Source organism: Bartonella sp. TT67HLJMS (assembly GCF_042193375.1).
GTDB classification, from domain to species: Bacteria; Pseudomonadota; Alphaproteobacteria; order Rhizobiales; family Rhizobiaceae; genus Bartonella; species Bartonella grahamii.
Genome location: NZ_JBHILP010000004.1, coordinates 125,253 through 138,460, shown reverse-complemented (window position 1 = coordinate 138,460; position 13,208 = coordinate 125,253). Strand labels below are relative to the sequence as shown.

Here is a 13,208-nt window from a genome sequence, read left to right as displayed (position 1 = left end):
TCATTTTAAATTGTGATATAATCTCTTAAAGGTAATCCAGAAAAATCTAATCTTGTTTAATAGAAAATTTTTTAAAAGTCTTAAAACAATTTAAATAAGAGTTTTCAAAATTTTAAATCCTCTCTTTTCAGGAGATCGCATGGTGTATTATTCCTTTTAAGATTGTGTATAATCAACACAAAATAATTAATTTATAGATTGTAGTTTTAAACGAGTACTCAAAAAAACTTATGAGGTAAGTTAACTTCATCAATCTATTCAGTTTTTCTAAGTTTCTAATTTTGGTAAGTTTCTAACGACTTTCATGGTTTCTAAGCTTATAGTGATAACTTGTTGGAAAAATTCCAATGGATAAGTAGGGAGTGCTAATAATCTCAACGAAGTAGTAATTGGTATCATTAATAATGCTACTCTTTTTATTAATCTGAACGCATTAATGTTTCATACTCCATTCAAAAGCAGAGTGACTATTCACAATATAATCATAAACTTCGAGTGATCGCTCGTCATGATAATATTGCTGTTGTAAATAGGTTAATAGAACTGTCTTGCATTTTTATTAAGCGTAAAGATGGTGGTGCAACAATGGATTTTATAACTTGCACGAACACCATTATGGGATGTGCTTGGGTGCTTTGAAAGATGTTTCCTTAAGAAAACATATGAATTTTAAACAACAAGCATATTCTTTTTTACGGCATTCTATTTTACCCGAAGAACGTACCTATGGAAAGAACGATTAAACAAAAGCGTGAAGCAATCTACAGGCTATAATGACCAAATATTCAAGCTTTACTCTGCATCGCCTAACTCAGCATCAAGAAACTGATGCAAATCTACAATGTAATAGCGTTGTAATGCATTATCTACACTGCTTTGTGCTTTTGCCTGCCACGCTTCTTGAGCGGATTGATAATCTGAGAAAATACCAACCACATCTAAATCATCAGGATTCTTAAATTGATTACTGTTAAGATTTTTTAATTCCCCACCAAATACAAGATATAAATATTGTTTTTTTTCGTTGGTTTCAGTCATATGTGCCTCCATATCATTTAGATTATTTTAGCGCGCTTTTACGTGATTAAACTAACTTTGTTTGACGAACAACATCTATCATATCTTGACAGCAATTATTTTTACCAGCAATTAAAAGTCCATATTGGTAAGGTTCAATTCCGTAAGATAGTAAAGGGGCATCAAGCGATAAAAAACACCCTCCACACTCCTGCAAAATAAGATCAGCAGCGGCAATATCCCATTCATGACAATTCGGACGAACTAATACGATATCAATTTCATCTTGAGCAACAAGAACAATACGATAAGCAAGAGAAGGAAGATAATGGTAAAGACTGACTCGATTGAGAAAATCATCTGGTAATTTTTGTGCGAGCGATTTATCAAGCGAAATTTTATATTTTCGATGCCCCCCCGAGGCTAAACGAGGAAGTTTTATCCCATTTAATGTTGCCCCTCCACCCGTTACAGCTGCATAAATATCTCCTTGAGCCGGACATTGTAGAACGCCCACTATAGGACGCCCATTCTCAATAATGGCAACCGAAATACACCAATAAGGACTGCCAGAAAGAAAACCTCGTGTTCCATCAATAGGATCAACCACAAAGGAGCGTTCATAATCTTGTTGTTCTCGATTATCTTTTGTTTCTTCTGAAATCCATCCATAATTTGGACGCGCTCCAAGAAGCTTCTCTTTCAAAAAATGATCAACAGCAAAATCTGCCTCACTGACCGGTGAATTACCCTCTTTAATCCAAACATCCAACGTGCATCCAAAATACCGCATTGCTAAATCTCCTGCCTCTCGACAAACATCCCGCAAAAGATTTAAATCAGAAGAATGATGCGTGTTATTTTCCTGCAAGTGTCATCCCTTCAATTAACAATGTTGGAGCCGCCGTACCATAACGCCGATCAATATCATTGGCAGGTGTTAAATGTGCTAACATATGAAGCAAATCAGAACCTAGCGTTACTTCACTCACCGGATAAGCAATTTCACCATTTTCAATCCAAAAACCGGAAGCCCCACGACTATACTGACCAGTAATAAAATCAATGCCGTGACCGAATAATTCGGTCACATAAAATCCATTTCGCAAATCTTTTATCATATCGCAAGGCGATACTAAACCCGGTTCAATAGCAAAATTTGTACTTGTCGGTTGCACTAATGATGCCGAACGCACACCGTGTCCATTTGTTTTAAGTCCCAACTCACGTGCTGTAGATGATGAAAGAAGCCAATTTTTTAAAATACCATTTTCAATAATATTGAGTGCTTGCCCCTCTACCCCTTCTCCATCAAAAGGATGAGAAGCGTTTCCACGTAATCGCAAAGGTTGATCGGTTACATTAACATTAGGCTTCATCACTTCCTTGCCTAGGAAATTCTGTAAAAGACTCGTTTTACGAGCCACAGAGGCTCCATTGACCATAGATGCGATATGCCCTGCAATTCCGCGAGCCGTACGCGGACTAAAAATAACATCAACGCCCCCAGTCGCCGCACGAACTGCACCCAAACGTCGGACAGCACCAAACCCTGCATTCTTTCCAACAGTTTCTGCTGCCTCTAAATCAGAAAAATGTAAGGCTGTTGTATAATCATAATCCCGCTCCATTTGTGTTCCTTCACCTGCAAGAGCACTACAAGAACGTGAAAAGCAACTGGAGCGATAGGCTCCACAAAAACCATCGCTGGTCACAAGAATAAACCCACTCCGACCATAAGCTGTTGCAGCGCCACCAGAATTACTTACACCTTTAACATCAAGAGCTGCTGCCTCTGTTTTTAAAGCATCTTCTGTTAAAAAATGACTGCTTGGCACAAAATCATCAAAAAGATCAAGATCTTTAGGAGACTTAACCAAACACTCTTTATCTGCCAAACCTTCAAATAAACTATCGGGAGAAGCTTTAGCCATCGCAACAGCACGTTCCGCAAGTTCTTGCGGATAAGACGCTAAATTAGCAGAAACACTTGCTACTTTTTTTCCAACAAAAACCCTTAGAGTAAAATCATTGCTCTCTGCTGCTTCTGTTGATTCGACTTTCCCAAAACGAACTGATACACTGGTAGAATGAGCATGAACAATAACGGCATCAGCAGCATCTGCCCCAGAACGCCTTGCTGCTTCAACCAGTGAAACAGCTTTCTCAATCTGGTTTTTGTCAGTCATTATAGACTCCCTGAAATATTTTATTATTTACATTGATAAGCACTCTGACAATTTTATATAAATCAGAATATAACTCTTGTATGTTTATTCATAAAATTACGCACATTTCATGCATTTTTTCTTTTAATGCATCGAATAATTCCCTTTTTAGCTTCTTTATGAAAAGACGCAATATGTCGTAAAATTTCTTTAGTTTCAAGATTTCTCATTGCCCCTTATCATTTTAGATAACCCAATCTGTACTGATAATCAAATCAACCGAAAACTTGGCAATCAACAAAAGACCTAGCAATAACACTTGAATTTAAGTCAAAATCCTCAAAAATTCGAAAAGCATAAAACAACTTAAGTCACAAGCCTTATGTCCTCTGGATAGTCAAGTAACTTCCTTCATTCCTATAGCATTCTTTAATTTCCAAGCAAGAATCAAGAAAATGCCTTATATTTGTGTATACCTCTTTGCTTCTATAAACTCTCTCATAATAAGATGGCAATCTTGTAAACAAAAAAACATAAACGGAATGAAAAATTTTTCCTTTCATTATGGTTTCAACAAAATGAGCAGTCATAAACTTCTTTACCCTCATGGACGTGGTATCACAAAGAACTCATTTTTTATATTTATCAGAAATAAGTTATGATCATAACATTCTCTCTCGGTTCTAATGCGTCTAATCGAGAGCATCTCTTTTTTCATGCGTCATCCTTAATCGGTTATTTTGTTATTAAACAGGCATAATTTGACCGACTTCTTTTTCCTGAAAAAAAAATTCTAAGATACTGGATAGATTTTGATTTAAGAACTATACTCTTTCCCCTCCATTAAAAAATAAAGAAGCGTAATATTGTCATAAAACGATAATCAATAAAGCTTTTATATGAAGCTCAACATTGTATCTATCTTTCAATACAATCTGCAAGAAGCGTATTCTTCCAATTAATTTTGACAAGTTTATCGCTCATAATTGTTTTAACAGATACAAAAATATTTGCAGAAACTAGGATATCTGTACGCATTTTAAAAAATCGCTTTTTTAAACATTTAAACCAAATATATAGAATGATACGAAATTAATTTTACGGAAATTAAGAGTGAGCTTATTTATCCTTTAGAGCCTTTTAAAGCTGTACTCTTTAGAAAGTCATCATCTTTTAATCAAAAAAACATTTTGATTTATAATCATTATTGATCATTTTGTAATCTTCATAAAAGAATCAAATATCATTAAACTTTCTCCATTTTAAACTTATTTATGTTGAGGAAATCACAACTATTCGCTCTCACATCATGAATAGAGGTAATACTGGTAAAAACTATTTAAGAAGAAGTCAAAATGCCTTTTATCAAGGCTCCCAAATCAAAAACTATCACAACACTAGAAACTGGCAAATATCATGACAATATCGACCTGCAGATTCACAAGAGCAGAAATAAGCTTCTACAACTTTCTTTATTTTCAGTAAAAATGCGCACCTCATAAGCTTTTATATATTGAATAAAATTCAATGACTCTTATAAGATCTTTGGTGCAAAATTAATTTTCTCAGATGATTTGACTCGATTTCAACGACTAATGAAAAACCAAATCATACCTCATCGATTTGCTATATACTCATAACTGATTTCATTCTAACAAGGCTAAGATTTCTGCGCCTTTGTAAAGGTATTAACTTCTTTATAAATGCCCCCCCTTACGAGATGATTTTGTTTTCAATAAGAGCACGTCTGCTCATTTCAATCATTGCATCACGAAGGTGTAACTTAATTTTTGACCCAATAACCATTCCAAAGAAAGGAGAAAGTAAACCAGACATGGTTACAGTATGGCGAATTTTGTTATTTGAAGAATCAGATTTTTTTGAACAAATATATTCATGATCAAAACTCATGTGAGTAAGAGGCAGTTTAGCATAATCAGAAAAGAAAACATTTTTTATAACTTTATCAAGTGTAAAAGTTACTGTAGGTCCCTTTTTAGGTTTCATGCGTCCTGTAGCCCCTTCTTTGAAAGGACCAGAAAGTTCTACCCACTCAAGTTCACTATCCCAGCAAGGCCATGATGACACATCTTCCCATATAGCCCAAATTTGCTCAGCACTCGCTTCTGTGTTAATTTCTTCGCTATATATCCATTTAAACATGATAATCTTCCCTGTTTTAGAAATCATTTAGCTTTATTGCTAAAGAATAATATAAAAATTATTCTTAAAAATGTAATAACGATAACACACTTAATACTTTCAGATTTACTTAATATATAATGATTAACTCAACAAGCGATATTAATAAATAAACACACAAATGTTCAGTATAAATGAACACTATTGTCTACCTTAAATAGAAAATATCTGTTTTAAGTTCATACAATAATAAAGATAAAAGTTACACACTATTTAGGATATAAATGCAGACTGCATAGTTGAAAGCTTTCAGCTGCTAATGAGATGTTGATGATTAATGTGCAGCCGAAAGAAATTAGACAAAAAGGTATCATAACTGTTGTCGTGAAATATATATCCTATTGGAGAAAAAACATTCATCGGTAGTAAAGCTAATAATACACTAAAGCTTTGACAATGTGTTACACTTTTAATGTAGATGAAATTAACAAATCAGCATATAACTTACAAAAATTAGCAGCAATACATACTGCTAATTTAGGTCCAATAGCATTACACCTCAAAGCAATTTTTGGCTAGACAGAAGAACAGATGGCCCCTCTATATTAAAGGGCGTATATTGTAAAAGACTCGCTCTTGGGGCTATGAAAAACTTCAAAAAATGAGAGATTCAGACAAAAAACATAATGAAATCAAAATTCATCAATTCCTTTAACATTAGAATCTTTTATTTATTTTCTGTTTAACCTTTTAAAAACCATATAAAATGAAGAAAACTGTAAAGAAGCATTTTTTCATCCTACCGGATAAAAACAAGAACTTTCTCAAAATGTAAGCGATCGTAATTTATAGAGACGTATTGCTGTCTCACCATAAAAACGCTCATCGTCTAGATAAAAGACATCAGGTAAATGAATCATTGTATCTTTCTTTTCTTCAAGTATGAAGAGTGTATCAGCTTTTGCCCACCCTCCTCGCAAAGCTTCTACGAAAGCACGTTCACCTAAACAACGGCTATAGGGAGGATCAGCGCAGATAACATCAAATGGAAGCATTGTGCCAATATTGCCAAGTTTTGTCGCATCACGACGCAAAATCCGTCCTATCGACTGTAATTCAAAGGCTTCTATATTTTTTTGAAGCAACCCACGCCCCTCAACCGAGTTTTCAACAAAAACAGCCGCCTTTGCTCCACGTGAAAGTGCTTCGATGCCTAAAGCACCAGTACCAGCAAAAAGATCAAGAATACGTTTATTGGTCCAAAATTGTTCTTCACGGCTAGAAAGAATATTAAAAAGGCTTTCACGTGTACGATCACTCGTTGGGCGAATCGACTGATTAACAGGCGAAAACAAAACGCGCCCAGCAAATTTACCGCCTATGATCCGCACGTGAACCTCCAAATCGCTTCGAAGTTTTTGCACCATCCCTATGTGGTTTAGATTTTTTCATAGCACCACCAAACGATTTTACCTTTTTCTTTCTCTCAAAAGAATGTTCCTCATGTCCACTTTTTATCATTTTCTCTTTATCCTTGAAAAAGCGATCTTTCTTACCAGAGGGATGCGTCTCGTCATAAGATGTTTTGCCACGTTTTTGAACAAAACTTCCCCTCTTCTCTTTGTGTAACGGACTTTCTTTTAGTTTTTCCTTGCCTCGATGAAAGGATTTTCTACCATCCAAATCGCTCTTATGATCATACGATTTCTCCTCACTATAGGAAGGCTTTCTACGTGTACTCTGCGGACGTGCACCAGGAGCCATCCAAACATTAGCACGGCGAGAACGCGGTAGAAAACGCTCTGCTTTTCCTTCCTCACTTTTCTCCTTCTTTACATTCTCATGAGACTTTGTACTTAATCGTGCACGACTATGTTCAACAGAACCATCTCTTGGTCGGCGCCGTATCGCCCTTTCACTTGAGAAAACCCAACCATCATTTGCAACAGAAAGATCTTTTTGGCTTTGCTTTTCTGCAACAACTGCAGAATTTGAAAATGGCTTAAGAATAGGAGCATCAAAATCTGCATTGGCTTGCATAATCAAACGCTCCCCCAATTGATCTCGTAACATCCGCCCTTTTAACTCTTGCACGGCTCCTTCTTCTAAATCAGAGAGATGAAATGGACCATAAGATACACGTATTAATCGATTAACTGATAATCCCAACGCCCCTAAAACATTCTTTATTTCACGATTTTTTCCTTCCCGCAAAGCGACAGAAAGCCATATATTAGATCCTTGTTCACGTTCAATTGATGCTTCGATCGAACCATAAAAAATACCATTAATCGCAATACCATTTTTAAGGTTATCCAGCGCGCTCTTCTTTACTCTTCCATGAGCACGGACGCGATATTTGCGGACCCATCCTGTTACAGGAAGCTCTAATACACGCGCTAAGCCACCATCATTGGTTAAAAGCAAAAGCCCTTCCGTGTTAATGTCAAGCCTTCCAACAGAAAGAACACGCGGCATTCCTTTTGGTAAATTACTAAATACTGTAGGTCTGCCTTCAGGATCACGGTTCGTGGTGACAAGGCCTGCTGGCTTATGGTAAAGCCATAAACGCGTTCGTTCTATAGGAGGTAAAGGTTTGCCATCAACTTTAATAACATCAGAGCGGCTAACATTAAAAGCAGGCGTTGTCACGACCGTACCATTTACAGAAATGCGACCTGCAACAATCATCATTTCTGCATCTCGACGCGAAGCAACACCAGCACGCGCTAACCTTTTAGCAATTCGTTCACTCTCATTATTTTCATTCATTTGCGTTTCAAACCAATCTTTGCCAGTATGTTTAGAAAATTATTCACATGCACCATACCGCTTATCCTGAAAAAGGAAGTAGCATAATCATTTATCATTTTCTATCCTTTAACGACAATAATGTATCTGTTGACTTGCACGTTTGTTTTAAACACTTTAAAAAATAGAGGTATTCCTTTCATTATAAAAGCGTAATAAATTATTCATTCCATCGCATTTCTTATCGAGATAACCTTTAGATTTTCTATACCTTCAGTAGAAAGAATATTATGACTTTGACGCCCATGGAAATAGCCCTTTTAGAAGCGCAATGGGCTGCAAAAAAAGATGAAGTTCCCGTAGGCGCTGTCATTACACGTGGAAAAGCTATCATTGCGCGCGCTGGTAACTTTATAAAATCTGCATATGACCCTACAGGACACGCAGAAATGCGCGCAATCCGTATGGCTTGCGAAACATTGCAAAGCGAAAGGCTTCCTGATTGCGACCTTTATGTAACACTTGAGCCTTGTGCTATGTGTGCTGCTGCCATTTCATTTGCACGCATACGACGTCTCTATTACGCAACAAATGATCCCAAAGGGGGAGCTATAGAAAATGGTCCACGTTTTTATCAGCAACCAACCTGCCATCACAAACCTGAGATTTATTCTGGTTTTAAAGAAAAAGAAGCTGCTCAATTACTTAAAGATTTTTTTGTACAAAAGCGATACTAAAAACAATTCTTCTTCCATAACTTTCACTCTTTAAAAACTATCCTATTTCTCAAAAAAAGACTATTAATTCCTCTGATACAGATATAGCAAAAGCCATTTCGAAGCATTTTTTCTCTCTTTTAATGCTGCATATTGCTTCTATTAGATGATACATTCACTCATAAGAATAATTCATTATTTTGTATATAAAATTCAAAATATCGTAGATATACTCCCATTTCAAATTATATTGAATCAATAAAAATCACTTTCTTGCACATCATAAGCGGGATTATCGTCTGGATAAAGAACGTTTTAGAAAAGACTAAAAACGTCCCTTATAAAGGCTCTCAAATGCAAGAATTGTCGCAACAATGGAGTCTGGAAAATAAAATGATGGTATCAGCTTTCTCCTTCCTAGCATAAAGATAATAGAGCACTATAGATTTTACGTTATACTATTCACATGAGCAATATTGTAAAATGAGCTTGAGAAATGTTTCTTGTTAGGAAACACGTAAGGATTCTCTCGATGCTGTTATTATGTTGTTATTTCATGAGAATAATACCTCTCTTACAGCAGTATTATAACTGTGCGTGAATAAAAGCTTGGTATCATAAGTAATTGGAAAAATACTTTACTTTAAATATTTGGTCTTTTCCCTATCGACCAATAGGTGCAGTTTTCGCCGGTTGGCGATAACTTAAAGGTGGTTCAGTGAGATAGCGACGGTATTTTGAACTTCCAACTTGTGCTCTCTGACGCCGTAAATATTCCTGTCGTTGCTTCGCATTCAACTGTGAAGGGCCTTCTGAACCAGCGCCATTAACTGACGATCCTTTGTGAGGAAAAGAAGTATTTCCTTGATGCTTCTTCGATGCTGCTATTTCATTGACAGATCTATCTTGTTGTGGCACCGGCAAAAATCTGCGCGAACTAGGGCTTGGTATTACAAGTTTTGGATGAGGTTTCATAACAATCTGGCTACTGTTATTTGTTGGTGTTAATGAAGTAATATTAGCAACATCTTCAAAAAACTGTATCGAAACTGGTTTATCTGTACCATAGGTAGGAGCGGATAAATTGCATCCCGTTAAAACAAAGCACATCCCTAAAATTCCTATTGGAAATATTTTTATTTCACGTTTTCTCACTGCCTATTCCATTTCCTAAGTATATGGCTGATTAATATTCCCGTTATTTATGAGAGAACGGTCCATACACAAATTTCCCCCCTGCAGATAAAACAACGGAATTTTTCTCGTACCACAAAAAACTATATTCATCAATATGAGAAATTTACTTGCATTTCTTTTCTTTGATCTAAAATTTTAAATCTTGCCAAGAATCTGCAATTCCCGCAAAGCAGCTGCATCACGAGCAGATACATCCGGATAAGCAGGATCACTCCCAACATCTTGTGTATAACGCCATGATCGAGCACATTTTTTTCCTAATGCCTTCTCTGGATATACACCAACACCTTCAACATCATTCAAAGTAAAAGCATCGGAAGGTATTGTATCTTGCGTAATTGTGAGTGCACTGGTAATACAGATCTCCGCCATATCCACATTTTCTAATGCTTCTCGTAAAGCCGGATTGGAAATAAAAACAACAGGAGCGGCTTCTAACGAGGACCCAATACGCTTATCAACGCGTTCAAGCTCTAAAGCACCTGTAACAACTTTACGGACCTGACGAATTTTTTTCCAACGCTCAGACAAAGATTGATTTTGCCATTCTTCTGGTACAGAGCGAAATTGTTCTAAATGCACCGATTGGCTTTCTGGGTAACGCTCTAACCAAGCTTCCTCCATAGTAAAAGGCAACATTGGAGCAAGCCATGTTACCATACGCTCAAAAATCTCACGGACAACCTGCAAGGAGGACTTGCGCTTTTTTGATGAAGGCGCATCACAATAAAGAGAATCCTTGCGGATATCAAAATAAAATGCTGATAACTCAATGATTGAAAAATCCAATAATGCACGCATAATCTTTTTAAAATCAAATTCATCGTAAGCGCGATTAATCAACTGATCAAGTTCAAAAAGCCTATGCAATATAAATTTTTCAAGATCCGGCAGTGCACCATAAGATATTTCTTCTCCATCATCATATGCTAAAGTTCCAAGCATCCAACGAATTGCATTGCGTAGTTTACGATATGAATCCACATTTGTTTGAAGGATTTTTTTGCCTAAACGCTGATCTTCCCAATAATCAGTTGTCATAACCCAGAGACGAAAAATATCAGCTCCAGATGTTTTAATGATTTCTTGCGGAACAACCGTATTGCCTAAAGATTTAGACATTTTCTTACCATTCTCATCCAAAGTAAAACCGTGTGTGATCACTGCCTTATAGGGAGAGCAAGCACGCGTACCACAGCTTTCCAAAAGAGAAGACTGAAACCATCCGCGATGTTGATCTGAACCTTCAAAATAAACATCAGCAGGCCATTTCAAATCAGCCCGATCTTCTAACACAAAGCTATGGCTTGCACCAGAATCAAACCAAACATCCAAAATATCATAAACCTGTACCCAAGGCTCATGTGCACGGTCACCTAAAAAACGTTCACGTGCTCCTTCAGCAAACCATGCATCTGCCCCTTCTGCTTCAAAAGCCCGTAAAATACGCTCGTTCACACCTTCATCTTTTAGAATAACACCATCCTCATTCGCAAAAATACAAATAGGAACACCCCAAGAACGCTGACGAGAAAGAACCCAATCAGGACGATCTTCTATCATAGAAGCTAGGCGGTTTTGCCCAGAAGACGGCACAAAACGCGTTTTTGAAACAGCTTCCAAAGCCCGACTACGTAAAGTTGAACCATCCCCAAAATCTTTATCCATTGAAATAAACCATTGCGGTGTATTGCGAAAAATAACGGGTTTTTTTGAACGCCAACTATGGGGATAGGAATGCTTTAAACGCCCCCTTGCAAACAATCGATCTGCTTTAATTAAAGCGTTAATGACCTCTTTATTAGCATCACCCATTTTTCCATTATCATCAATAACACGTGCAGATCCTCCTTCACGATCTGGTCCCAAACCTGGAACATCTTTCGTATAGAACCCTGCATCATCAACAGGAAACGGTATAGATGAATCAATCCCCGCTTGCTCCAGTAAGGACTTATAATCATTCCAAATTTCAAAGTCCTCACGCCCATGGCTTGGCGCTGTATGAACAAAACCTGTACCAGCACTCTCTGTTACGTGCGAACCATCAAGCAATGGAATTTTAAAGTTATACCCCCCAGCCAAACCTTTGAGTGGATGAGAAAGAACAAGAGCTTTCAATTCTTCAGCAGAAATAACACGCAAACGCTTCAAAACAAGTTTGGCTTTTTCTGCACAACTCATAGCTAACGCATCAGCAAAGAGAAGTTTTTCTCCGACTTGAGGACCAAAATCATTTTCAGTACTTTCAACTTCGTAAATACCATAAGAAATCTGCGAAGAATAACTCACTGCACGGTTAGCAGGAATTGTCCACGGCGTTGTTGTCCAAATGACGACATAAGCACCATATAAATCATCAGAATTTGCTTCAAAGACAGGAAACTTAACCCAAAGCACCTCTGATTCATGATCATGATATTCAATCTCAGCCTCTGCCAAAGCCGTACGCTCCACAACAGACCACATCACCGGCTTGGAACCACGATAAATCTGATCTGACATAGCAAATTTTATCAATTCACTGGCAATGCGTGCTTCTGCATGAAAAGCCATTGTAGTATAAGGCGTGTTAAAATCTCCCACGACACCAAGGCGTTTAAATTCTTCACTTTGAACGGTTACCCAATGCTGTGCAAATTCACGGCATTCTTTACGAAACTCGTTAAGAGGTACCTCATCCTTATTTTTTCCTTGTGCTCGATATTTTTCTTCAATTTTCCATTCAATTGGAAGCCCATGGCAATCCCAACCAGGTACATAATTTGCATTAAAACCGCGCATTTGGAATGAACGGACAACCACATCCTTTAGAACTTTGTTTAAAGCATGCCCAATATGAATATGACCATTTGCATAAGGTGGACCATCATGAAGAATATAAAATGGACGATCTTTTGCTTGTTGGCGCAATTGCGCATAAAGCCCCATATTTTCCCAACGCGCCATCAATTCAAGCTCTTTTTGCGGAAGCCCTGCACGCATAGGAAAATTTGTCTGTGGGAGATAAAGAGTTTTTGAATAATCTATTGTTTCATTTTTCACAGTCATTGTGAAATATTCCTGTCCACTTTTACGATTTCATTTTTGCATAACTTCCCTGAACCCTGCAACTCTGGTTTTTATCTATAGGGAAAGCCGAGCTTATCATTCGTATTAAGCAGCGATCAGGAAAATATATCATCACACTCTATGGGCTTTATCATGAAATTCACAA

9 protein-coding genes and 1 pseudogene are annotated in these 13,208 nt (G+C 37.1%); 1 reads left to right on the top strand and 9 read right to left on the bottom strand.

The features are described from left to right. Nucleotides 1–267 precede the first annotated feature (267 nt). The 7 genes and pseudogenes from ACFIJQ_RS03720 to ACFIJQ_RS03690 all read right to left on the bottom strand — a co-directional run. Nucleotides 268–531 (bottom strand): annotated as a pseudogene (locus tag ACFIJQ_RS03720) (type ISP restriction/modification enzyme); the annotation flags it as partial. 261 nt (nt 532–792) lie between these two features. Then, nucleotides 793–1,038 (bottom strand): DUF4170 domain-containing protein, encoded by a 246-nt coding sequence (locus tag ACFIJQ_RS03715; protein ID WP_012754674.1) that lies wholly within the window; start codon nt 1,036–1,038, stop codon nt 793–795. Nucleotides 1,039–1,084: 46 nt separating this feature from the next. Continuing rightward, complete coding sequence (locus ACFIJQ_RS03710) at nt 1,085–1,888, bottom strand: 3'(2'),5'-bisphosphate nucleotidase CysQ (RefSeq protein WP_026500223.1); 804 nt, start codon at nt 1,886–1,888, stop codon at nt 1,085–1,087. Continuing rightward, nucleotides 1,875–3,206 carry a TldD/PmbA family protein gene (locus tag ACFIJQ_RS03705; RefSeq protein WP_273787830.1) on the bottom strand — a complete coding sequence of 444 codons (1,332 nt, stop codon included), beginning with the start codon at nt 3,204–3,206 and terminating at the stop codon, nt 1,875–1,877. The genes ACFIJQ_RS03710 and ACFIJQ_RS03705 overlap by 14 nt, the downstream gene beginning before the upstream one ends. Before the next feature lie 1,692 nt (nt 3,207–4,898). Continuing rightward, the gene (locus ACFIJQ_RS03700; protein ID WP_375628586.1) at nt 4,899–5,348 is read right to left on the bottom strand and encodes a hypothetical protein; all 450 of its coding nucleotides are present in this window, start codon (nt 5,346–5,348) and stop codon (nt 4,899–4,901) included. Between the two features lie 803 nt (nt 5,349–6,151). Beyond that, complete coding sequence (gene rsmD / locus ACFIJQ_RS03695; RefSeq protein WP_273787828.1) at nt 6,152–6,718, bottom strand: 16S rRNA (guanine(966)-N(2))-methyltransferase RsmD; 567 nt, start codon at nt 6,716–6,718, stop codon at nt 6,152–6,154. Then, nucleotides 6,699–8,099, bottom strand: coding sequence for a pseudouridine synthase (locus ACFIJQ_RS03690; RefSeq protein WP_375628584.1), 1,401 nt, complete (start codon nt 8,097–8,099; stop codon nt 6,699–6,701). The genes rsmD and ACFIJQ_RS03690 overlap by 20 nt, the downstream gene beginning before the upstream one ends. A 269-nt stretch (nt 8,100–8,368) precedes the next feature. Here ACFIJQ_RS03690 and ACFIJQ_RS03685 point away from each other — a divergent pair, with 269 nt between their 5' ends. Further along, nucleotides 8,369–8,815: a nucleoside deaminase gene (locus ACFIJQ_RS03685; protein ID WP_012754668.1), complete on the top strand. Its 447-nt coding sequence runs from the start codon at nt 8,369–8,371 to the stop codon at nt 8,813–8,815. A gap of 642 nt (nt 8,816–9,457) precedes the next feature. On the opposite strand, the gene ACFIJQ_RS03680 is transcribed toward ACFIJQ_RS03685, so the two are convergent. Both ACFIJQ_RS03680 and ileS read right to left on the bottom strand, forming a co-directional pair. Continuing rightward, on the bottom strand, nt 9,458–9,949 hold the full coding sequence (locus ACFIJQ_RS03680) for a hypothetical protein (RefSeq protein WP_273787826.1): 492 nt from the start codon (nt 9,947–9,949) through the stop codon (nt 9,458–9,460). A 177-nt stretch (nt 9,950–10,126) separates the two neighbouring features. Further along, nucleotides 10,127–13,042, bottom strand: a complete 2,916-nt coding sequence (gene ileS / locus ACFIJQ_RS03675) for an isoleucine--tRNA ligase (protein ID WP_375628581.1) — start codon at nt 13,040–13,042, stop codon at nt 10,127–10,129. Nucleotides 13,043–13,208 lie beyond the last annotated feature (166 nt).

What these genes read in the sequence shown, in the direction of transcription:
- ACFIJQ_RS03700 (WP_375628586.1), bottom strand. Translation starts at nt 5,348, where the DNA reads ATGTTTAAATGGATATATAGCGAAGAAATTAACACAGAAGCGAGTGCT.
- ACFIJQ_RS03690 (WP_375628584.1), bottom strand. Translation starts at nt 8,099, where the DNA reads ATGAATGAAAATAATGAGAGTGAACGAATTGCTAAAAGGTTAGCGCGT.
- ACFIJQ_RS03715 (WP_012754674.1), bottom strand. Translation starts at nt 1,038, where the DNA reads ATGACTGAAACCAACGAAAAAAAACAATATTTATATCTTGTATTTGGT.
- ACFIJQ_RS03705 (WP_273787830.1), bottom strand. Translation starts at nt 3,206, where the DNA reads ATGACTGACAAAAACCAGATTGAGAAAGCTGTTTCACTGGTTGAAGCA.
- ACFIJQ_RS03685 (WP_012754668.1), top strand. Translation starts at nt 8,369, where the DNA reads ATGACTTTGACGCCCATGGAAATAGCCCTTTTAGAAGCGCAATGGGCT.
- ileS (WP_375628581.1), bottom strand. Translation starts at nt 13,042, where the DNA reads ATGACTGTGAAAAATGAAACAATAGATTATTCAAAAACTCTTTATCTC.